This is a genomic window from Actinomadura sp. 21ATH (assembly GCF_041951345.1).
Lineage (GTDB): Bacteria > Actinomycetota > Actinomycetes > Streptosporangiales > Streptosporangiaceae > Spirillospora.
This window is the reverse complement of record NZ_JBGNUR010000004.1, coordinates 398,859-419,632: the sequence shown is the minus strand read 5'-3', so window position 1 is coordinate 419,632 and position 20,774 is coordinate 398,859. Positions and strand designations below refer to the sequence as shown.

Here is a 20,774-nt window from a genome sequence, read left to right as displayed (position 1 = left end):
CGTGCCCGGCCGGGCTTACCCCCGGCCGTGCGCGCCGCGCAGCCGCTCGGCGTGCTCCTGCAGCGACCGCACGCCGACGTGGCCGCCCGCGATGGCCTCGACGCCCTGCACCGCGGCGGCGAGTCCCTGGACGGTGGTGACGCACGGTACGCCGCGCAGCACGGCGGCCGTGCGGATCTCGTAGCCGTCCAGCCGCGGCCCGGACTGGCCGGGCCCGCCGAACGGAGTATTGACGATGAGGTCCACCTCGCCGTCGAGGACGCGCCGCACGATCGTGGGTTCGCCGTCGGGTCCGGGTCCCTCGCTGTGCTTGCGCACGATCTTGGCACGCACGCCGTTGCGCCGCAGGACCTCGGCGGTCCCCTCCGTGGCAAGAATCTCAAAGCCCAGGTCAGCGAGGCGCTTGACCGGGAAGATCATGTGCCGCTTGTCCCGGTTGGCGACCGACACGAACGCCCGGCCCTTGGTCGGCAGCACGCCGTAGGCGGCCTGCTGCGACTTGGCGTAGGCGGTGCCGAAGACCTCGTCGATGCCCATGACCTCGCCGGTCGAGCGCATCTCGGGGCTCAGGATCGTGTCGACGCCCTGGCCCTGGGCGTTGCGGAACCGGTCGAACGGCAGCACCGCCTCCTTGACCGCGATCGGGGCGTCCAGCGGCAGCGAGCCGCCGTCGCCGCTCTCGGGCAGCAGGCCCTCGGCGCGCAGCTCCGCGACGGTGGCGCCGAGCATGACGCGGGCGGCCGCCTTCGCCAGCGGCACGGCGGTGGCCTTGGACACGAACGGCACGGTACGCGAGGCGCGCGGGTTGGCCTCCAGGACGTACAGGACGCCGGCCGACAGCGCGTACTGGACGTTCATGAGGCCGCGCACGCCGATGCCGCGGGCGAGGGCCTCGGTGGACTCGCGGATGCGGCGGACGTCGTCGTGGCCGAGGGTGATCGGCGGGAGCGCGCAGGCCGAGTCGCCGGAGTGGATCCCGGCCTCCTCGATGTGCTCCATCACGCCGCCGAGGTAGAGCTCCTCGCCGTCGAACAGGGCGTCCACGTCGATCTCGATGGCCTCGTCCAGGAACCGGTCGACCAGCACCGGGTGCTCCGGGCTCGCCTCGGTCGCCTTGGCCATGTACGACTCCAGCGTGGCGTCCTCGTACACGATCTCCATGCCGCGGCCGCCGAGCACGTACGAGGGCCGCACCAGGACCGGGTAGCCGATCTCGGCGGCGATCTCGCGGGCCTCCTCGAACGAGGACGCGGTGCCGTGCTTGGGCGCCAGCAGCCCGGCGCGGCCGAGGACGCGGCCGAACGCGCCGCGCTCCTCGGCGAGGTGGATGCTCTCCGGGGAGGTGCCGACGATGGGGACGCCGGCGTCCTTGAGCTTCTGCGCCAGCCCCAGCGGGGTCTGCCCGCCGAGCTGGACGATCACGCCCGCGACGGTGCCGGTGGCCTGCTCGGCGTGCACCACCTCCAGGACGTCCTCCAGGGTGAGCGGCTCGAAGTAGAGCCGGCCGGAGGTGTCGTAGTCGGTGGAGACGGTCTCGGGGTTGCAGTTGACCATCACGGTCTCGTAGCCGGCCTCGGCCAGCGTGAACGAGGCGTGCACGCAGGAGTAGTCGAACTCCACGCCCTGGCCGATCCGGTTGGGCCCGGAGCCCAGGATGATGACCTTGGGCCGGTCGCCCGGCGGCACCTCGGTCTCCTCGTCGTAGGACGAGTAGAGGTACGGGGTCTGGGCGGCGAACTCGGCGGCGCAGGTGTCGACGGTCAGGTAGACGGGGCGGACGCCGAGCGCGTGCCGCAGCTCGCGGACGACCTCCTCCGACAGGTTGCGCAGCTGCCCGATCTGGGCGTCGGAGAAGCCGTGCCGCTTGGCGCGCAGCAGCTTGTCGCGGGTGAGCGCGTCGTCGGCGGTGCGGATCCCGTCGGCGATCTCGTTGATCGCGGCGATCTGGTCCAGGAACCAGGGGTCGATGCGGGTCGCCTCGTACGCCTCCTGGACGGTCGCGCCCGCCCACAGCGCCCGCTGGACGGCCCGGATCCGCCCGTCGGTGGGCCGGGCCGCCGCGGCCAGCAGCTCGGCCGGGTCGCCGCGCTCGCCGTCCCAGGAGAACGAGGAGCCCTTCTGCTCCAGCGACCGCAGCGCCTTCTGCAGCGCCTCGGTGAAGCAGCGGCCGATGGCCATCGCCTCGCCGACCGACTTCATGTGGGTGGTCAGCGTGGTGTCGGCGCCGGGGAACTTCTCGAACGCGAACCGCGGCACCTTGACCACCACGTAGTCGAGCGTCGGCTCGAACGAGGCGGGGGTCTCGGCGGTGATGTCGTTCGGGATCTCGTCGAGGGTGTAGCCGACCGCCAGCCGGGCCGCGATCTTGGCGATCGGGAAGCCGGTGGCCTTGGACGCCAGCGCGGAGGACCGCGACACCCGCGGGTTCATCTCGATGACGATCATCCGGCCGGTGCCGGGGTGCACGGCGAACTGGATGTTGCAGCCGCCGGTGTCGACGCCGACCTCGCGGATGACCGCGATGGCGACGTCCCGCATGTTCTGGTACTCGCGGTCGGTGAGGGTCTGCGCGGGCGCGACGGTGATCGAGTCGCCGGTGTGCACGCCCATCGGGTCGAGGTTCTCGATGGAGCACACGATGACCACGTTGTCGTTGCGGTCCCGCATGACCTCCAGCTCGTACTCCTTCCAGCCGAGGATGGACTCCTCCAGGAGCACCTCGCTGGTCGGGGACGCGTCGAGCCCGGCGCCGGCGATGCGGCGCAGGTCGTCCTCGTCGTGGGCGAAGCCGGAGCCGGCGCCGCCCATGGTGAACGAGGGCCGCACCACGACGGGGTAGCCCAGCTCGCCGGCGGCGGCGAGGACCTCGTCCATGGTGTGGCAGATCCTGGAGCGGGCGGACTCGGCGTTCAGGCCCTGCTCGCGGGCGACCTTGGCGACGACCTCCTTGAACCGCTCGCGGTTCTCGCCGGCCTGGATCGCCTCGACGTCGGCGCCGATCAGCTCGACGCCGTACTTCTCCAGCACGCCGCTCTCGTACAGCGCGATCGCGGTGTTGAGCGCGGTCTGGCCGCCCAGCGTGGGCAGCAGCGCGTCCGGGCGCTCCTTGGCGATGATCTTCTCGACCACCTCGGGGGTGATCGGCTCGACGTAGGTGGCGTCGGCCATCTCCGGGTCGGTCATGATCGTGGCGGGGTTGCTGTTGACCAGCGTGACCCGCAGGCCCTCGGCCTTGAGCACCCGGCACGCCTGGGTGCCCGAGTAGTCGAACTCGGCGGCCTGGCCGATCACGATCGGCCCGGAGCCGATCACCAGTACGGACTCGATGTCCTGGCGGCGCGGCATTACTCGGCCACCTCCTTCCGCGACCCCTGCATCAGCTCGCAGAAGCGGTCGAACAGCCCGGAGGCGTCGTGCGGGCCGGCCGCGGCCTCCGGGTGGTACTGGACGCTGAACGCGGGCCGGTCGATCAGGCGCAGGCCCTCGACGCAGCCGTCGTTCAGGTTGACGTGGGTGACCTCGCCGGGACCGTACGGCGTGTCGAAGGGGCCGTCCACCGGCGCCTCGACGGCGAAGCCGTGGTTGTGGGCGGAGACGTCCACCCTGCCCGTGCCGCGGTCCTGGACGGGCTGGTTGATGCCGCGGTGGCCGAACCTCAGCTTGTACGTGCCGAGGCCGAGCGCCCGCCCGAAGATCTGGTTGCCGAAGCAGATGCCGAAGAACGGCTTCCCGGCGTCGAGGACGCCGCGCAGGGCGTCCACCGCGTACGTGGCGGCGGCCGGGTCGCCGGGGCCGTTGGAGAAGAACACCCCGTCCGGGTCCAGCCGCAGGATGTCCTCGGCGCTGCTGGTGGCCGGGAGCACGTGCACCTCGACGCCGCGCTCGGCCATCCGGTGCGGCGTCATCGACTTGATGCCCAGGTCGACGGCCGCGACGGTGAAGCGCTTCTCGCCGATCGCCGGGACGACGTACGGCTCCGGCGTGGACACGTCGCGGGCCAGGTCGGCGCCCTCCATCGACGGGCTCGCCTTGACCCGCTCGACCAGCTCGGCCTCGGGCGCGGCGGCCGCGGCGCCGCTGAAGATCCCGGCGCGCATCGCGCCGCGGTCGCGCAGGTGCCGGGTCAGCGCCCGGGTGCCGGGGATCGCGATGCCCACGACGCCCTGCTCGCGCAGCGCCGCCCCCAGCGAGCCGGTGGCCCGCCAGCTGGACGCCACCCGGGCGGGCTCGCGCACCACGTACCCGGCGACCTGGATGCGCCGCGACTCCGGGTCGTCCTCGTTCACTCCGGTGTTGCCGATGTGCGGGGAGGTCATCGCCACGATCTGGCGGGCGTAGGACGGGTCGGTGAGCGTCTCCTGGTACCCGGTCATGCCGGTGTTGAAGACCATCTCCCCGAAGGTCTCCCCCTCGGCGCCGTACCCGGCACCGCGGAACACCCGCCCGTCCTCCAGGACGAGGAGTGCTGAATCTTGCGCGCTCACTGAAGCTTCCCTTCCAGGACGGTGGGCCGGCCGCGCAGGAACGTGGCGACGATCCGCCCCGGCAGCTCCAGCCCCACGTACGGGGTGTTGCGGCTCTTGGACGTCATCCCCAGCGGGTTCACGGGGCGGCGCGGCGCCGGGTCGTACAGCGTGATGTTGGCGGGCTCGCCGGCCTCCAGCGGGCGGCCCTGGCCGGACAGCCGGCCGATCCGCGCCGGGCGGAACGCCATCCGGTCGGCGACCCCGGCCCAGTCCAGCAGCCCGGTCTCGACCATCGCCTCCTGCACCACGGGCAGCGCCGTCTCCAGGCCGATCATCCCCATGGCGGCCACGGCCCACTCGGTCTCCTTGGCCTCGACCGGGTGCGGCGCGTGGTCGGTGGCCACGCAGTCGATCGTGCCGTCGGCGAGCGCGTGCCGCAGCGCGGTCACGTCGTCGGCGGTGCGCAGCGGCGGGTTGACCTTGTAGATCGGGTCGTAGGTCTCGGCGCAGGCGTCGTTCAGCAGCAGGTGGTGCGGGGTGACCTCGGCGGTGACCCGGCAGCCCTTGCTCTTGGCCCAGCGGATGATCTCCACCGAGCCGGCCGTGGACACGTGGCAGACGTGCAGGCGGGAGTCGACGTGCTGGGCGAGCAGCACGTCCCGGGCGATGATCGCCTCCTCGGCGACGGCGGGCCAGCCGCCCAGGCCGAGCCGGGCGGAGATCTCGCCCTCGTTCATCTGCGCGCCCTCGGTCAGCCGCGGCTCCTGCGCGTGCTGGGCGACCACGCCGTCGAACGCCTTCACGTACTCCAGCGCCCGCCGCATGATCACCGCGTCGGAGACGCAGTGGCCGTCGTCGGAGAACACCCGCACGCCGGCCGCCGAGTCGGCCATCGCGCCCAGCTCGGCCAGCTGCTCGCCGCGGATGCCGCGGGTGACCGCGCCGACCGGCTGGACGTCGCAGTACCCGGCCTCGCGCCCCAGCCGCCACACCTGCTCGACCACGCCCGCCGTGTCGGCGACCGGGTCGGTGTTGGCCATGGCGTGGACGGCCGTGTAGCCGCCCATCGCGGCCGCCTTGGTGCCGGACTCGACGGTCTCGGCGTCCTCGCGGCCCGGCTCGCGCAGGTGCGTGTGCAGGTCGACCAGCCCCGGCAGCGCGATCAGCCCGGCGGCCTCGACGGCCTCCGCGCCGGCCTCGTCGAGCCCGGTCCCGATCCGCTCGATCTGGCCGTCCCGGACGAGGATGTCGGCGGGCTCCCCGCCGAGGATCCGGGCACCCTTGATGATGTAGCTCTTGTTCACGCTGTGTACCCCACTCGCCTCCGGGGCGCCTTCCGGCGCCGCCTTCCCTCCTCGCTCGTGCCTCGCTCGTCGGTCCAGGCGGCGCCGCGCCGCTCCGGCCCGCTCATTCCTCGACCTGCTTGCCGAACGCGGGCTCGGAGCCTCCGAGGAGGAGGTACAGGACGGCCATCCGGGCGCTCACGCCGTTGGCGACCTGCTCGACGATGGTGGAACGGGGCGAGTCGGCGACCCCGGCGGCGATCTCGACGCCGCGGTTCATCGGCCCCGGGTGCATGACGATGGCGTCGTCGGACATGCGGGCGAGCCGCTCGTCGTCCAGGCCGTACCGGCGGCTGTACTCGCGGACCGTCGGGAAGTAGGCGGCGTTCATCCGCTCGGCCTGGACCCGCAGCATCATGACCACGTCGCTCTTGGGGAGCACCGCGTCCAGGTCGTACGAGACCTGGCAGGGCCAGGTGTCGACGGCGACCGGGAGCAGGGTCGGCGGGGCGACCAGCGTCACGTCGGCGCCGAGCGTGTGCAGCAGCAGGACGTTCGAGCGGGCGACCCGGCTGTGCAGGACGTCGCCCACGATGGTGATCTTGCGTCCCTCCAGGTCGCCGAGGCGGCGGCGCATCGTGAACGCGTCGAGCAGCGCCTGGGTGGGGTGCTCGTGGGTGCCGTCGCCGGCGTTCACGACGCTGCCCTGCACCCAGCGGGCCAGCCGGTGCGGCGCGCCGGACGCGCCGTGCCGGATGACCACGCCGTCGGCGCCCATCGCCTCCAGCGTGAGCGCGGTGTCCTTGAGGCTCTCGCCCTTGGAGACGCTGGAACCCTTCACCGAGAAGTTGATCACATCGGCGGACAGCCGCTTGGCGGCGGCCTCGAACGAGATCCGGGTCCGCGTCGAGTCCTCGAAGAACAGGTTGACCACGGTCATGCCGCGCAGCGTCGGCAGCTTCTTGATGGAGCGGCCGGAGATCTGCGCGAGCTCCTCGGCGGTGTCGAGGATCAGCAGCGCGTCGTCGCGGGTCAGGTCGGCCGCCGAGATCAGATGGCGCTTCACTTCCCGCCCCCTTCCTCGGCGGCGCGCGGTCCCGCCGCGGGGCCGAGCACGACGGCGTCGCGCTCGTCGTTCTCCGCCAGCAGGACCTTGACGTTCTCGCGCATGGAGGTGGGCAGGTTCTTGCCCACGTAGTCGGCGCGGATCGGCACCTCGCGGTGGCCGCGGTCCACCAGGACCGCCAGCTGGACGGCGCGCGGCCGGCCCAGGTCGTTGAGGGCGTCCAGCGCCGCGCGGACGGTGCGGCCGGAGAACAGCACGTCGTCGACCAGCACCACGATGCGGTCGTCCACCCCGGTGGCCGGCAGCTCGGTGCGGCCGAGCGCGCGGGCGGGCTTCATCCGCAGGTCGTCGCGGTACATCGTCACGTCGAGCGAGCCCCAGGGAACGGGCCGGCCCTCGACCTCCTCCAGCTTGGCGGCCAGCCGGCGGGCCAGCGTCACGCCGCGGGTCTGGATGCCGAGCAGCACCACGGCCTCGCCGCCCTTGGTGCGTTCGAGGATCTCGTGCGCGATGCGGGTGAGCGCGCGCCGGATGTCGGGGCCTTCGAGAACGGCCTTCTGCCGGGGGTCACCGTCTGCCACACGCGCCGCGCCCGGACCTTCCGGCCGGGAGGCAGCATTCACCACCGAAACCTCCTTTCCCGCCTCACGGGACGGGCCTTAAAGGACGTCTTGTCCGTCTCACCGTAGCAGTCCGGCGCCGCTGCCCTGTACCCGGCCCGCCCGCGTCTTCGCTGGTGAGAGGGGTCACACCGCGGGTACGAACGGGGATAGGGCGCGGGGGCCGCACCGGGCCTGAACAGGCTCGGACAAGGCGGAAAAGGCCCGCCGGGACGGGGGCCGCGGGCCGTCCGGGGCGCGAACGGGCCCCCATTCGAGACCTGCGGATTCGACCGCTTTTTTCCAATCGGCTTGACCTGGGGCCGTACCCGTTTTACCGTCACTGTCCGTAACCATCCCTGGAGACAGAGTCCCACGGCGTCACAGCCTGAAGAACCTGACTCCCCCCGGGAAAGTCCCGGGGCCGACGACAACGACGAAAAGAGCCTGGGGGCCACAATGCCGTCTGAATACGCCAAGGCTCTGGGTGGGCGCCTGCGCGCCATCCGCACCCAGCAGGGTCTGTCCCTGCACGGCGTGGAAGAGAAGTCCCGGGGCCGCTGGAAGGCCGTCGTCGTGGGTTCGTACGAGCGGGGCGACCGCGCCGTCACCGTTCAGAAGCTGGCCGAGCTCGCCGATTTCTACGGCGTGCCGGTTTCCGAGTTGCTGCCCGGCGGTGCCGCGCCGAGCCCGCTCGGGCCTACACCGAAGCTCGTGATCGACCTCGAGCGGCTGCAGGCGCTTCCGAAAGACAAGGCCGGTCCTCTCGCCCGCTACGCCGCGACGATCCAGAGCCAGCGGGGCGACTACAACGGAAAGGTCCTGTCCATCCGCCAGGAAGACCTGCGCTCGCTCGCGGTCATCTACGACAAGTCGCCGACCGAGCTCACCGAGGAGCTCATCGGCTGGGGCGTCCTCGACCCCGAGGCGCGCCGCGCGGTCGAGTCCTTCTGACGGAGGACCGGACGACGACGGCTCAGGGCGTTCCCGCGGTGGCGGGAACGCCCTGAGCCGTCTCTGGGGGCCGCCGGCCGGCGGGCGGGTCAGCCGGTGCGCGCCGGCTCCGCCGGGCGCTCCAGCGACACCTCAGGGATCCGCCGGGCCAGCGGGGCGGGCAGCCACCACGCGTACCGGCCCAGCAGCCGCAGCACCGCCGGGACGATCAGGCAGCGGATCACCACGGCGTCCAGCAGGATGGCCACCGCCAGGCCGAGCCCGAACTGCTGCAGCATCCGGCTCGGGCTGAGGACGAACGCGGCGAACACCACGATCATGATGGCCGCGGCGGCGGTGATGACCTGCCCGGTGGACGCCAGCCCCTCGCGCACCGCCGCGGCCGGGTCCCGCGTCCGGACCCACTCCTCGTGGATCCGCGACAGCAGGAACACCTCGTAGTCCATCGAGAGCCCGAACACGATCGCGAAGATCATCACCGGGATGAACGCCTCGACCGGGCCCGCGGGGACGCCGAACCACCCGTACTGGAACACCGCCGTGATCACGCCCAGCGCGGCGCCGATGCCCAGCAGGTTCAGCACCGCGGCCTTGACCGGGATGAGCAGCGACCGGAACACCACCAGGAGCAGCAGCGAGGACAGCCCCACCACGATCGCGGCGAACAGCGGCAGCCGCTTCGACACCGTCTCGGAGAAGTCCAGCGCGGCGGCCGTCGAGCCGCCGACCACGGCCCCGGCGGGCAGCACGTCCGCACGGAGGGTGTGGACCAGGTCGGCCGTCCGCTCGTCCTGCGGCGCCGTATCGGGGATCACCAGGACGGTGTAGATCCGCCCGTCCGCGGACGGGATCGGCGGGGTGGCCGAGGCGACGCCGTCCGTGCCGGCCAGGGCGCCGCGGACCTGCGCGCCCGCGGCCGCGCCGCCCTCGCCGACGACGATCAGCGGCCCGTTCACGCCCGGCCCGAAGCCCTCGGCCAGCAGGTCGTACGCCTGGCGGCTGGTCGACGACTCCGGGTCGTTGCCCGCGTCCGCGAAGCCCAGCCGCATGTCCAGCGCCGGGGCCGACAGGGCGAGCAGCCCCAGGACGGCCACCGCCAGCGCCGGCACGGGCCGCCGCTGCACGGCCGTGGCCAGCCGCCGCCACCCGGCGCCCGGCTCCCGGCGGCTCTTGGCCGCGCGCCTGCGCACCGTCCGCTCGATCCGGCCGCCGAAGATCCCCAGCAGCGCGGGCAGCAGCGTCAGCGAGGCGAGCATGGTGACCAGGACGGTCAGCGCGACCGCCAGCGCCACGCCCTGCAGCGCGCCGAGCCCGAGCACGACCAGCCCCAGCAGCGCGATGATCACCGTGCAGCCGGCGACGAAGACCGTGCGGCCCGCGGCGTCCAGCGCCCGTACCGTCGCCTCCCTGGGGGCCGACCCCGCCAGCAGCTCGTGCCGGTAGCGGTAGAAGACCAGCAGCGCGTAGTCGACGCCGACGCCCAGCCCGACCAGCATCATGATCGGCGGGGTGAAGTCGGCGACCGTGGCGGCCCGCGACGCCAGCACGATCAGCCCCATCGCGCCGCCGACCGCGAACAGCGCGGTGACCAGCGGCAGCGCCGCCGCCAGCAGCGAGCCGAACAGCAGCACCAGGACCACCAGCGCCGCCAGCATGCCCGCGCCCTCGGCCCCGCCGCCCTCCTCCTCGGCGCCGCGCACCGCCTCGCCGCCGATCTCGACCCGGGTGCCGGGGCCCTCGGCGGCGCGGGCGGCGTCCATGATCGCCTTGACGTCGTCCTTCGGGACGCTCTCGGCCTTCCCGGTGAGGGTCACGGTCGCGTACCCGATCGTGCCGTCCCCGGAGACCGCCCCCGGGTCGTCGTACGGGAGGCGCACGCCGGCCACGCCCGGCAGGCCGCCGACCTCGCCCATCGCGGCGCGGAGCCCCCGCTCCACGGCGGGCGAGCGGAGCCCGTCCCGCGCCTGGACGACGACCTGGAGGCTGTCGCCGGCCTGCGGCGCGCCGTGCGCCTTCAGCAGCTCGGTCGCCCGCTGGGACTGCGTCCCGGGCAGCGAGAAGTCGTTGCGGTAGTCGGAGCCGGCCGCCTGCGAGCCCGCCGTGATCGCGACGAGCACCAGCACCCAGGCGCCCAGCGCGTACCAGCGGTGCCGGTACGCCCAGGACGCCAGCCGCGCGAAGACGCCCATCCTCACCGCCCCCTGCGCGCCGCGAAGCGGTGGAGGCCGAAGGCGCCCGCGACGGCGCACAGCAGCGGCACGCCCGTGAAGACGGCGATGAGCGCGGGCGTGCCCTCCACGTCCGGCGTCATGTCCAGAACGAAGTGGAAGAACGCGGCGAACGCCTCGGTGAGCACGAAACCGGCGATGCCGCCGGCGAGGAATCCGGCGACGGCGGCGCCGGCCTTGTTGGGAGGTGAATCGTCCATGCCTCCACGGTGCGGCGCCGGCACCGGCGGCCACATCGGCCCGCGGTCCCGACCGGCGTACCCCCGTTGTTGCGCCCGGCCGCCCGGCGCCTGCACCCCGTGTTGCGCGGGGGCCGCGGGTCAGCCGATCCAGCCCGGGCTGACCAGGCCGCTCTCGTACGCGAGCACCACCAGCTGCGCCCGGTCCCGCACCCCCAGCTTCGTCATCAGCCGGCTCACCGCGCTCCGGGCCGTCGCCGGGCTCAGCCCCAGCCGCGCCGCGATCTCGCCGTTCGACAGGCCCCCCGCGACCAGCGCCATCACCTCCCGCTCGCGCGGCGTGAGGCCGTCCAGCCGCGGATCGGGCGCCGGCCGGGCCGCCCGCCCGGCGTACTCCGCGATCAGCCGCCGGGTCACCGGCGGGCTGATCAGCGCCTCGCCGCGGGCCGCGACCCGCACCGCCCGCAGCAGCTCCCCCGGATCGGTGTCCTTGACCAGGAACCCCGACACGCCCGCGCGCAGCGCCGCGTACACGAACTCGTCCAGATCGAACGTCGTCAGGATCACGATCCGCACCGCGGTGTCCGCGGCCAGGATCCGCCGGGTCGCCTCCAGCCCGTCCATCCCCGGCATCCGGACGTCCATCAGGATCACGTCCGGCCGCGCCGACCGCGCCGCCTCGACGGCCCCCGCCCCGTCCGCCGCCTCCGCCACCACCGCGATGTCGTCCTCGTCGTCCAGCAGCGAACGGAACCCCGCGCGCACCAGGGCCTGGTCATCGGCGAGCACGACCCTGATCATGCGTCCTCACCGTAGGGCAGCCGCGCCCGGACGCGGAAACCGCCGCCCGGCACCGGGCCCGCCGCCAGCTCCCCGCCCAGCGCCCGCGCCCGCTCCCGCATGCCGCGGATGCCCGCGCCGCCCTTGCCGCCGCCGGCGCCCGTCCCGTCGTCCCGGACCTCCAGCCGCAGGTCCGCGGGGCCGTAGGCGATCGTCAGCCGGAGGCTCTCCGCCGCCGCGTGCCGCGTCACGTTCGTGATCGACTCCTGGAGGATGCGGTACGCGGCCAGATCGACGCCCTTGGGCAGCTCCCGCACCGCGCCCTCGGTCTCCCGCGCCACCTTCAGGCCGGCCAGCTCGGCGTACCGCACCAGCTCGTCCAGCCGGTCCAGGCCCCCGGCCGGCGGATCGACCTGCCGCAGCACGCCCAGCGTCGAACGCAGCTCGCGCAGCGTCTCCCGGCTCGCGTCGCGGATCACCGTCAGCGCCGGCGCCGGATCGCGCGGCAGCCGGTACAGCGCCGTCCCCGCCTGCACGTTGATCATCGACAGATGGTGGCCGACCGCGTCGTGCACCTCCCGCGCGATCCGCAGCCGCTCCTCCACGGCCCGCAGCCGCGCCTCCTCCTCCGCCCGCCGCACCGCCTCCCGCAGCGCCTCCCGCCGCCCGTGCCGGACGCCGCCCAGCGCCACCAGCGCCACCACCCAGCCGGTCATCATGAACAGCGCGATCGCGTTGATCTCGTCGTTGCCGGCCAGCGTGCCCAGCGCCGTCGAGAGCACCGTCGCCGCGCCCAGCGCGCCCGCGGCCACCAGCCGCCCCTCGGCCGCCACCCGGTACAGGCCCAGCATCACGACCACGAGCAGCGGCCCGTCGACCGGGCTCAGCACGTAGTAGGTCACGCTCAGCACCACGGCCGCCGCGCACGCCGCCACCACCCGGCGCCGCACGAACAGCGTCCCGCACACCGCGAGGAGCAGCGCCCAGTCGGCCAGCGGGCGGCCCGGCGTCGCGAGCCACGCCGGCACGGTGCCGGCCACCACCAGCGCCGTCACACCAGCGGGGAAGAGCATCGCCCCAGGATCACACGGTGGACGCGTGCCGTTCCACCGGAGGCCGCCGCGCGCCGCGCCGCCGCCCCGGCGCGATCAGCGCCAGCGCCATCACCGCGACCATCGCCGCCGCGCTCACCGCGAACCCGAGCGTGTACCCGCCCTCCGCCGTCGCCGCCACGGCGACCAGCACCGCGCTCGCCTGCGCCCCGACCGAGTTGCCCGCGTTCCGGATCAGCGTGTTCACCCCGGTCGCCACGCCCGTCCGCGATACCTCCACCGAATGCACCACCAGGTTCGCCACCGCCGCGTACGCCAGCCCCAGCCCCACGCCCCGCGCGACGCCTCCCGCGTACAGCTGCCACATGTGATCGTGCTGGAGCGCGACGTACCCGTACCCCGCGCCCGTCAGCAGCGCCCCGGCGAACAGCACCGCCCGCGTCCCGACCCGCCGGTCGAGCAGCCCGGCCGTCATCCCGGCGACCGCCATCGCCGCGCTCGCGGGCAGCTGCAGCAGGGCCGCCTCCGTCGCCGTGCCGCCGAACCCGAACCCGTCCTCCTCGGGCAGCTGCACCATCAGCGGGAACAGCAGGCCGCCGGCCATCAGCGCGTACCCGGAGAGCAGCGATCCCAGGTTGGCCGTCCACACCCCGCGCCGCCGCATCAGCCGCAGATCGACCAGCGGCTCCGCGACCCGCCGCTCCACGACCAGCCAGACCCCGAGCACGGCGACGCCCCCGGCCACCAGCGCCAGCACCCCCGGGGAGGCCCAGCCCCACTCCATCCCCTGGGTCAGCGCCGTGAGGAGGGCGACAAGCCATCCGGCGAAGAGCAGCGACCCCCACCAGTCGATCCGCGCGTCCCGCGTCCCCCGCGTCGCTGGAACGATCCACCACGCCGCCACGATCCCCGGCACCAGCCCCGCCACCGGGAACCACAGCAGCCACCGCCACCCCAGATGGTCGATGACCGGCCCGGCCAGCACCCACGAGACCGCCCCGCCCAGCCCCAGCATCGACGACATCAGCCCGACCGCCGACGCGGTCCGCTCCGGCGGGTACACCTCGCGGATGATCGTGTACGCCAGCGGGAACACGCCCCCGCCCACCCCGCTCAGCGCCCGCCCGGCGAGCATCACCCCGAGCGAGGAGGCCGACGCCGCCACGACCATCCCCGCCACCGCGACGACCAGCACGGCCAGCAGCACCCGCCGCGGCCCGTACAGGTCCCCGAGCCGCCCCGCCACCGGCGTGCAGACCGCCGCCGACAGCGTCATGGCCGTCAGCGTCCACACGGCCCCCGCCGCCGTGGTGTCCATCGACCGCTGCAGGAGCGGCAGCGCGGGCGTCATCACGCCCATCGCCAGCGAGTAGGCCATCACCCCGAGAAAGGCCAGCAAAGGCACCAGCCCCCGCCCGCCACGCGCCGTCAACGCCCCTCCTCGCAACCGCCCCCAACATTCTCATACCGCCGATTTCCCCACCGCCCCATCCCACTGACCGACACCGCCCCTCCTGGGAGGGAACGGAGCGGGCCGGGGCGCCGGGGCCTGGGGAAGGGAGGAGGCTCGGCGCCCCGGCGTGGTGCGGCCGGGGTCGAAGGGGAGGAGACCGCGGCCGCTGGGGGCGGGCCGTGTTGGCGGGCCTACTTCAGCGGGTCCTCTTCGCGGTCGGGCGCGAAGCGGTTTCGGGTCTGCGAGAGAACGATCGCGGAGGGGCCGTCTAGGCGAGGCGATGCTGGCGCGGGGCGCGGCCGGGGATCGTTACGGCCTGGCGCCAAGGCGTCTCAAGAACTCTCCTCAGCTGGCTTCGGGGATGGGGAGGGTCGGCTGGCCGGGGACGCCCAGGGTGTCTTCGACCAGGGTGACGAAGACCTCGGCGTCGTGGAGGAGCTCGTCGGCCTCGCGGGGGGTGACGGCGCGGGGCAGGCCGGCCTCGGCGGCGGCGCGCTTGTCGGCGCCGGCGGCGAAGAACGCGGCCCATTCGCGCAGGGCGGGCTCGGCCTCGGGGAGCAGCACCCAGACGCTGCGGGGGCGGCCGCGGTGATGGGTGTCGCGGGGCTCCTTGGACGCCAGCACCGCCGCGGCGGCGCGCAGCGCGGACAGGTGCGCGCAGACGTAGCGGACGGCGGGCGTGGTGGCCTCGGCGGCCTCGGCCAGGCCCATGCGGGCGGCGTGCAGCTGGCCGACCGCGGTCTGGGCCGGGCGCGGCGCCGGCACCGCGCGCGGGCGGGGACCGGGCATGCGCTGCGCAGAAGAGTGGAGACCGTGTGCGGTCATCGTTCCGGACATGACTGCCTCCTTCCGGGCTCGGGCCGGCCGGGCGGAGAGCTTCCCCTCACTCCGCCCGGCCGTCCGTCCCGCCGTCTCTGGCGGGGACGTCGCCCTGGCACGGTCCGCGAGTCCCGTACCACCTCGAACATAAGTTCGACGCATTCACAGTAAACCGCCCTGACGCCGATTCGTCAACGTGTTCGAACGAGTGTCACTTCGGGCGCCGGACGTGGACGGGCGCGCCGGTCCTCACCAGGTCGGGGAAGTACTCGGCGATGTGCATCGGCAGGCGGACGCAGCCGTGCGAGGCCGGGTACCGGGGGACGTCGAGGGCGCCGTGGAACGCGATGCCGCCGTTGAAGTAGACGGGGTTGTAGAGGCGGCCGAGCGGCGAGACCTCCCAGCCGGAGGCGCGGCGGCCCGTGCGGAAGTCGCCGGTGCCGGTGGTGGCGTAGCGGCAGCGGGCGACCGTGGCGCCGCGGTCCTTGGCGCAGTAGTACTCGCCGGAGCCCGACGAGATGTGGGAGATCAGCTTCGGCCGGCCGTCCCGGTAGACGACGAGGTACTGGCGGCGCAGGTCGACGTCGACGCGGTCGGCCTCGCGCTTCCTGGCCATGGGACGCGGCGGGCGCGGCGCGTCCAGGGCGGCCCAGGTCCTCGCGCCGACGCCGCTGTTCACCTTGAGGCCGTTGACCTTCTTGAACGCCCACACGGCCATCTGGCTGGAGATCCCGTACTTCCCGTCGGCCTTGCCGGGGTCGTAGCCGAGGTCCTTGAGTCGTTTCTGCAGCCGTTCGACGTCGGGGCCCTTGGCGCCGGCCTTGAGGGTACGGGGCGGCGGCTTGGGGGCGGGGGACGCGGTCGTCGGGGAGGCGGTGGGGGTCTTCGGCCGTTCGGCGGCCGGCTCGCCGTCCGCGCAGCCCGCGATCAGCAGGGCTCCGCCGGTGAGCAGTGCAACGCCGCGCTTCATGCTCATGTGGCTCCTCGCGTCATCCCCTTTGGACGCGCGTGCCCGCGGGGAGGATTCCGACACTTTAGAGTGGTCGCCATGCATCCCAACGTCGAACGTGTCGCCCGCGCGCTGCGCGATTCGGGCGCGGCCGGGGAGGTCGTGGAGCTGCCCGAGCCGGTGCCCACCGCGAAGGCCGCCGCCGAGCAGGTCGGCTGCGAGGTGGGCGCCATCGCCAACAGCCTGGTCTTCGACGCGGACGGCGTGCCGCTGCTGGTGCTGACCAGCGGCGCGCACCGGGTCGACACGGCCAAGGTGGCCGCGCTCGTCGGCGCGGCGAAGGTGCGGCGGGCGAAGCCGGAGTTCGTCCGCGAGGCGACCGGGCAGGCGATCGGTGGCGTCGCGCCGGTCGGGCATCCGGCGCCGGTACGGACGCTGGTGGACGTGTGGCTGGCCAAGTACGACCGGGTGTGGGCGGCCGGCGGGATCCCGCACACGGTGTTCCCGACCTCGTACGATGAGCTGCTCCGGATCACCGGGGGCGAGTCCGCGGACGTGGGGATGGACGAATGAGCACCGAGCTGTGGCACAACCCGCGCTGCTCCAAGAGCCGGGCGGCGAAGGCGGCGCTGGACGAGGCGGGCGTGGAGTACGTGGAGCGCCGCTACCTGGACGAGCCGCCGACGGCCGAGGAGTTCACGGCGGTGCTGGAGCGGATCGGCGCCGAGCCGTGGGACGTGGCGCGGCTGAACGAGCCGGTCGCCAAGGAGCTCGGCCTGAAGGACATGGAGCGCGACCGGGCGCGGTGGATCGAGATCATGGTGGCGAACCCGTCGCTCATCCAGCGGCCGATCGTGCTGGGCGGGAGCGGCGCCGCGGTGGTGGCGCGCGACCCGGAGTCGGTCCGCAAGGCCCTCGACACCGCGTGACGCCGGTGTGATCCTGGGAGTCGCCGAGCTTCGGGAGGGTGGATGACCGGGCAGATGCGGACCGGCCCGGCCGCGCGCGACGCCGACTTCCGCGGGATCGATCCGCCCGCGCTCAACCATCTGATCCGGCAGATGCAGGACGCCGACAACGCGATCCGGGGCTGGCTGAACGGTCACCGGCCGCCGCCGGGCGTCCCCGCCACGGGGTACCGGGAGGCGCAGCGGGTGGCGGAGTGGACCGCCGGGCAGCTCGGCATGCTGACCCGGCGCTACAACTACGCCATCACGCATCCCGATCGCGGCGGCGGGGTGGAGGCGCCGGCGGTACCGGTGCTCCCGGGCACGCCGGGCACACCGGGCAATCGTTCGCCGGGCGATGCTTCGCCGGGGAACGGCTCGCCGTCCCCCGGCCCGAAGCCGGTGGAGGCGCCCGCGCGCCCGCGGCCGGTCACGCCGGTCGGGGCGGGGGGCGATCTCGGCAACTTCCCGACCCGGCAGGACGCGGCGAAGGCGGCCAGGACGGACGCGCTGGCGGTCGCGGCGGCCGTCCAGGACCGCGACCCCGTCCCGAAGGCCGTGTGGGAGCGGCTGCGGGCCAACGCCGGCGACCCCGACTACACCGAGAAGCTGTACGAGCGGCTCGGCCCGGCCGCGGCGGCCGACCTGCTCAAGGCGGCGGGCGGCGACGAGGCGCGGCTGGCGGCGGTGCGGGAGTCGCTCGGCACGGCCAGCCACCACGCGGCGATGGACGTGCGGTGGCTGCGGGCGTTCCTGGCACAGGCCGACCACGCGGAGATCCGGCCGGTGGCCGTGCAGGTGCTGGCGGGGGCGCCGCTGAGCGAGCGGACCCGCGAGGCCCTGAACCGGCTCGGCCTGGACCGGAAGGCGGGCTGACGTGGCCGCGCCGCCGCCTCCCGGGAGCGTTCCGCCGCCGCTGGACTCGGCCGCGGCGGCGCAGCTGCCGCCGACGGAGCGCCCGAACCCGGCGTACCGCGAGCTCTACCAGGCGTACGCCGACGCGTACGGCGGCATCGACCGGCTCCGCAAGGCGCTCGACCCGGCGGTGCGGACGCTGAACGGCACCGACGCGTGGCTCGGCCCGGAGGCGCGGCAGTGGGGCGGGCAGCTGGAGGCCACCCGGGGGTCGTTGCAGAAGGCCGCCGACAAGATCCTCTGGGACATCTACGACCGGCTGTCGGCGACGCGGCGGACCGTCGCGCGGGTCTAATCTCTAGCGGGTGAAGGAAGCGAAGCTGCGGGACATCGACCACCGGGCGTTCCAGCGGCGGCTGGGCCCGATCCTGGCGGTGTACGCGGCGGCGATGCGGCCGCCGGCCGAGCAGCTCCCCGGCCGGCACACGATCATGGAGCGGCACACCGCGCACCCGCGGTTCCGCGCGGTGGTGGCCGAGCGCCGCGGCGTGCTCCCCATCGGCGGAACGCTCCAGGGATTCGGGTACGGCTTCGCGGGCGAGCACGGCCAGTGGTGGCACGACGTGGTGTACGGGGCGCTGACCGAGGCCGGCGGCCCCGAGCACGCGGCGCGCTGGCTGGACGACTCGTTCGAGGTGGCGGAGCTGCACGTGCATCCGGACCACCAGGGCAGGGGGCTCGGGCGGCGGCTGCTCACCACGCTGTGCGAGGGCCGGCCCGAGCGCACGGTCGTGCTGTCGACCCTGGACCGCAGGCCGGACACGCCCGCCCGGCGGCTGTACCGCTCGGTGGGCATGGTCGACCTGCTGACCGGGTTCGACTTCCCCGGCGGCGGGCCGCCCTACGCGGTGATGGGGGCGGCGCTGCCGCTCGCGGCGTACGACGCGGCGTCCAGCAGCCCGTAGACCTCGCGGGTCGCGGTCGACTGGTTGAAGGTGATGAAGTGGATGCCGGGGGCGTCCTGCTCCAGCAGCTCCCGGCACAGCTCGGCGGCGTGCTCGATGCCCAGCCGCCGCACCGCCTCCGGGTCGTCGGCGACCGCGTCGAAGCGCTCCTTGACCTCGGGCGGGAACGGCGCGCCCGACAGCTGCTCGGACCGCTCGATCGTGCTCATCTTGGTGACCGGCATGATCCCGGGGATGATCGGGACGTCGCAGCCGGCCGCCTCGACCCGGTCGCGCAGCCGGAAGTAGTCCTCGGCGCGGAAGAACATCTGGGTGATCGCGTAGTCGGCGCCGGCCCGGCACTTCTCCACGAACCAGCGGGTGTCGCTCTCGATGTCGGCCGAGCGGGGGTGCTTGTACGGGAACGCCGCGACGCCCACGCAGAAGTCGCCGTACGAGCGGATCATGCGGACCAGCTCGGCGGCGTACTCGACGCCGTCGGGGTGCTTGATCCACTCCCCCATCGGGTCGCCCGGGGGGTCGCCGCGCAGCGCGAGGATGTTGCGGACCCCGGCGGCGGCGAACCGGCCGATGAGGTTGCGCAGCTCGGCCTGGGCGTGGTTGACGGCGGTGAAGTGCGCGACCGGGGTGAGGGTGGTGTCGGTGGCGATCCGCTCGACGATGTCGACGGTGGTGTCGCGGGTGCCGCCGCCCGCGCCGTAGGTCACCGAGACGAACGTCGGGTGGAGGGTCTCCAGCTCGCGGATGGTGCGCCAGAGGGTGCGGGCGCCCTTCTCGGTCTTGGGCGGGAAGAACTCGAAGGAGAAGGACCTGCCCCCGGCCGCGAGCAGCTCACGGATGGTGGGGGCGCGATCGGGGCGTTCGGGTCGCATCCCTCAAGGGTAGTGCCGTTCGGCCCGGCGCGGTCCTGCCCGGTCGCACCGGGTCTCACCAGGTCCCGCCCGGTCCGGGCGGTCCCGGCGGGCGGCACCGTGCGGATACGATCACAGCATGTCCACCAGCCGCGTCCGCAAGGAGGTCGACGACGCCCTGATGGCGTTCGTCGACCGGCAGCGTCCAGGTCTCCTCTCCATCTCCCCGGATCTCGCGCCCCTGATGGCGGCCCTGGACGTCCTGCTGGCCGGCGGGAAGCGGCTGCGTCCCGCGTTCTGCTACTGGGGATGGCGGGCCGCGGGCGGCACGCAGCCCCGCGAGGCGGTGGTCGCCGCCGCGGCGTCGCTGGAGCTGCTGCAGGCCAGCGCGCTGATCCACGACGATGTGATGGACTCCAGCGACACCCGCCGCGGCCAGCCGTCGGTGCACCGGCGCTTCCAGGCGATGGCCCGCGAGGAGGGCTGGGCGGGCGGCCCGGCCGGGCCGTTCGGCGAGGGCACCGCGATCCTGCTCGGCGACCTGTGCCTGTCCTGGTCCGGGGAGATGTTCGAGTGGAGCGGCCTGGACGAGGACGCCCGGCTGCGCGGCCGCGAGGTCTACGACCTGATGCGGACCGAGGTCATGTGCGGCCAGTACCTCGACCTGCTGGAGGGCGTGCGCGGTTCGGGCACCGTGGACGCGGCGCTGCGGGTGGTGGAGTACAAGAGCGCCAAGTACACGATCGAGCGGCCGCTGCACCTGGGCGCCGCGCTGGCCGGGGGCGCCCCCGGGGTGGTGGCGGCGCTGCGGGAGTACGGGCGGCCGCTGGGCATCGCGTTCCAGCTCCGCGACGACGTGCTGGGCGTGTTCGGCGACCCGGCGCAGACCGGCAAGCCCGCCGGGGACGACCTGCGCGAGGGCAAGCGCACGGTGCTGATCGCCCAGACCCTGGAACGGGCCGGTGCGGAGGGGGCGGCCACGGTCGAGCGGCTGCTGGGCGATCCCGGGCTCGACGCCGCGGGCGTGGCCGAGGTGCGTTCGATCATCGAGGGCACCGGCGGGCTGGCCGCCTGCGAGGCGATGATCGAGCAGTACGCGGACCGGGCCGCCGCGGCCCTGGCCGCCGCGCCGATCGACGGCGAGGCGCGGGCCGCGCTGGAGGAGCTCGCGGTCGCGGCCACCGCCCGGCAGGCATGAGGCGCTGAGGCCGCTGAGGCCGGTCGCCCCGGAGGCGACCGGGGCGACCTGATGTGGCGTGCGGTGGCGTGATGTGGCCAAATCGCCGCGACGCCTAGAACTCTCCCACCGGACGGTGGCAGAAAGGCGG

The 20,774-nt window shown here is 74.0% G+C and carries 20 protein-coding genes; 7 read left to right on the top strand and 13 right to left on the bottom strand.

Translation table 11 applies throughout. The annotated features are described in order from the left end of the window. Positions 1 to 15 precede the first annotated feature (15 nt). The 5 genes from carB to pyrR all read right to left on the bottom strand — a co-directional run bounded on the left by carB (position 16) and on the right by pyrR (position 7,396). Positions 16 to 3,345: a carbamoyl-phosphate synthase large subunit gene (gene carB / locus ACA361_RS16650; RefSeq protein ID WP_375012875.1), complete on the bottom strand. Its 3,330-nt coding sequence runs from the start codon at positions 3,343 to 3,345 to the stop codon at positions 16 to 18. Further along, the gene (gene carA, locus ACA361_RS16645; protein WP_375012874.1) at positions 3,345 to 4,484 is read right to left on the bottom strand and encodes a glutamine-hydrolyzing carbamoyl-phosphate synthase small subunit; all 1,140 of its coding nucleotides are present in this window, start codon (positions 4,482 to 4,484) and stop codon (positions 3,345 to 3,347) included. The genes carB and carA overlap by 1 nt, the downstream gene beginning before the upstream one ends. Next, on the bottom strand, positions 4,481 to 5,770 hold the full coding sequence (locus ACA361_RS16640) for a dihydroorotase (RefSeq protein ID WP_375012873.1): 1,290 nt from the start codon (positions 5,768 to 5,770) through the stop codon (positions 4,481 to 4,483). The genes carA and ACA361_RS16640 overlap by 4 nt, the downstream gene beginning before the upstream one ends. Positions 5,771 to 5,873: 103 nt before the next feature. After that, positions 5,874 to 6,815, bottom strand: a complete 942-nt coding sequence (locus ACA361_RS16635) for an aspartate carbamoyltransferase catalytic subunit (RefSeq protein ID WP_375012872.1) — start codon at positions 6,813 to 6,815, stop codon at positions 5,874 to 5,876. Continuing rightward, positions 6,812 to 7,396: a bifunctional pyr operon transcriptional regulator/uracil phosphoribosyltransferase PyrR gene (gene pyrR, locus ACA361_RS16630; protein WP_375012871.1), complete on the bottom strand. Its 585-nt coding sequence runs from the start codon at positions 7,394 to 7,396 to the stop codon at positions 6,812 to 6,814. The genes ACA361_RS16635 and pyrR overlap by 4 nt, the downstream gene beginning before the upstream one ends. 477 nt (positions 7,397 to 7,873) lie before the next feature. On the opposite strand from pyrR, the gene ACA361_RS16625 reads away from it, so the two are divergent. Continuing rightward, positions 7,874 to 8,368, top strand: a complete 495-nt coding sequence (locus ACA361_RS16625; protein WP_366622183.1) for a transcriptional regulator — start codon at positions 7,874 to 7,876, stop codon at positions 8,366 to 8,368. Between the two features lie 89 nt (positions 8,369 to 8,457). Here the strand turns inward: ACA361_RS16625 and ACA361_RS16620 are convergent, their stop codons facing one another. The 7 genes from ACA361_RS16620 to ACA361_RS16590 form a co-directional block, all read right to left on the bottom strand. Next, a complete protein-coding gene (locus ACA361_RS16620; RefSeq protein WP_375012870.1) occupies positions 8,458 to 10,557 on the bottom strand; it encodes an MMPL family transporter in 2,100 nt (699 codons plus the stop codon). A 2-nt stretch (positions 10,558 to 10,559) separates the two neighbouring features. Further along, the gene (locus tag ACA361_RS16615; protein WP_375012869.1) at positions 10,560 to 10,796 is read right to left on the bottom strand and encodes a hypothetical protein; all 237 of its coding nucleotides are present in this window, start codon (positions 10,794 to 10,796) and stop codon (positions 10,560 to 10,562) included. A gap of 120 nt (positions 10,797 to 10,916) precedes the next feature. Next, positions 10,917 to 11,576 carry a response regulator gene (locus tag ACA361_RS16610; protein WP_375012868.1) on the bottom strand — a complete coding sequence of 220 codons (660 nt, stop codon included), beginning with the start codon at positions 11,574 to 11,576 and terminating at the stop codon, positions 10,917 to 10,919. After that, entirely contained in the window at positions 11,573 to 12,628 is a 1,056-nt protein-coding gene (locus ACA361_RS16605) for a sensor histidine kinase (protein ID WP_375012867.1), read from the bottom strand. The genes ACA361_RS16610 and ACA361_RS16605 overlap by 4 nt, the downstream gene beginning before the upstream one ends. Before the next feature lie 10 nt (positions 12,629 to 12,638). After that, positions 12,639 to 14,039: an MFS transporter gene (locus ACA361_RS16600; protein WP_375012866.1), complete on the bottom strand. Its 1,401-nt coding sequence runs from the start codon at positions 14,037 to 14,039 to the stop codon at positions 12,639 to 12,641. Between the two features lie 366 nt (positions 14,040 to 14,405). Continuing rightward, a complete protein-coding gene (locus ACA361_RS16595; RefSeq protein ID WP_375012865.1) occupies positions 14,406 to 14,897 on the bottom strand; it encodes an SAV_6107 family HEPN domain-containing protein in 492 nt (163 codons plus the stop codon). 193 nt (positions 14,898 to 15,090) lie between these two features. Beyond that, on the bottom strand, positions 15,091 to 15,855 hold the full coding sequence (locus tag ACA361_RS16590) for a L,D-transpeptidase family protein (protein WP_375012864.1): 765 nt from the start codon (positions 15,853 to 15,855) through the stop codon (positions 15,091 to 15,093). A gap of 72 nt (positions 15,856 to 15,927) precedes the next feature. Between ACA361_RS16590 and ACA361_RS16585 the strand changes: the two genes are divergently transcribed. Genes ACA361_RS16585 through ACA361_RS16565 form a run of 5 tightly spaced genes read left to right on the top strand, consistent with a single transcriptional unit; the run spans position 15,928 to position 18,595 of the window. Further along, positions 15,928 to 16,401 (top strand): YbaK/EbsC family protein, encoded by a 474-nt coding sequence (locus ACA361_RS16585; protein WP_375012863.1) that lies wholly within the window; start codon positions 15,928 to 15,930, stop codon positions 16,399 to 16,401. Continuing rightward, positions 16,398 to 16,757, top strand: coding sequence for an arsenate reductase family protein (locus ACA361_RS16580; RefSeq protein ID WP_375012862.1), 360 nt, complete (start codon positions 16,398 to 16,400; stop codon positions 16,755 to 16,757). Before ACA361_RS16585 ends, ACA361_RS16580 begins: the two co-directional genes overlap by 4 nt. Before the next feature lie 42 nt (positions 16,758 to 16,799). Next, positions 16,800 to 17,651, top strand: a complete 852-nt coding sequence (locus tag ACA361_RS16575) for a hypothetical protein (RefSeq protein ID WP_375012861.1) — start codon at positions 16,800 to 16,802, stop codon at positions 17,649 to 17,651. A gap of 1 nt (position 17,652) precedes the next feature. Beyond that, on the top strand, positions 17,653 to 17,985 hold the full coding sequence (locus tag ACA361_RS16570) for a hypothetical protein (protein WP_375012860.1): 333 nt from the start codon (positions 17,653 to 17,655) through the stop codon (positions 17,983 to 17,985). Between the two features lie 10 nt (positions 17,986 to 17,995). Next, positions 17,996 to 18,595, top strand: a complete 600-nt coding sequence (locus tag ACA361_RS16565) for a GNAT family N-acetyltransferase (protein ID WP_375012859.1) — start codon at positions 17,996 to 17,998, stop codon at positions 18,593 to 18,595. On the opposite strand, the gene metF is transcribed toward ACA361_RS16565, so the two are convergent. After that, positions 18,532 to 19,467: a methylenetetrahydrofolate reductase [NAD(P)H] gene (metF, locus tag ACA361_RS16560; RefSeq protein WP_375012858.1), complete on the bottom strand. Its 936-nt coding sequence runs from the start codon at positions 19,465 to 19,467 to the stop codon at positions 18,532 to 18,534. The genes ACA361_RS16565 and metF overlap by 64 nt on opposite strands. Before the next feature lie 118 nt (positions 19,468 to 19,585). On the opposite strand from metF, the gene ACA361_RS16555 reads away from it, so the two are divergent. Further along, positions 19,586 to 20,644, top strand: a complete 1,059-nt coding sequence (locus ACA361_RS16555) for a polyprenyl synthetase family protein (protein WP_375012857.1) — start codon at positions 19,586 to 19,588, stop codon at positions 20,642 to 20,644. Positions 20,645 to 20,774: the final 130 nt, after the last annotated feature.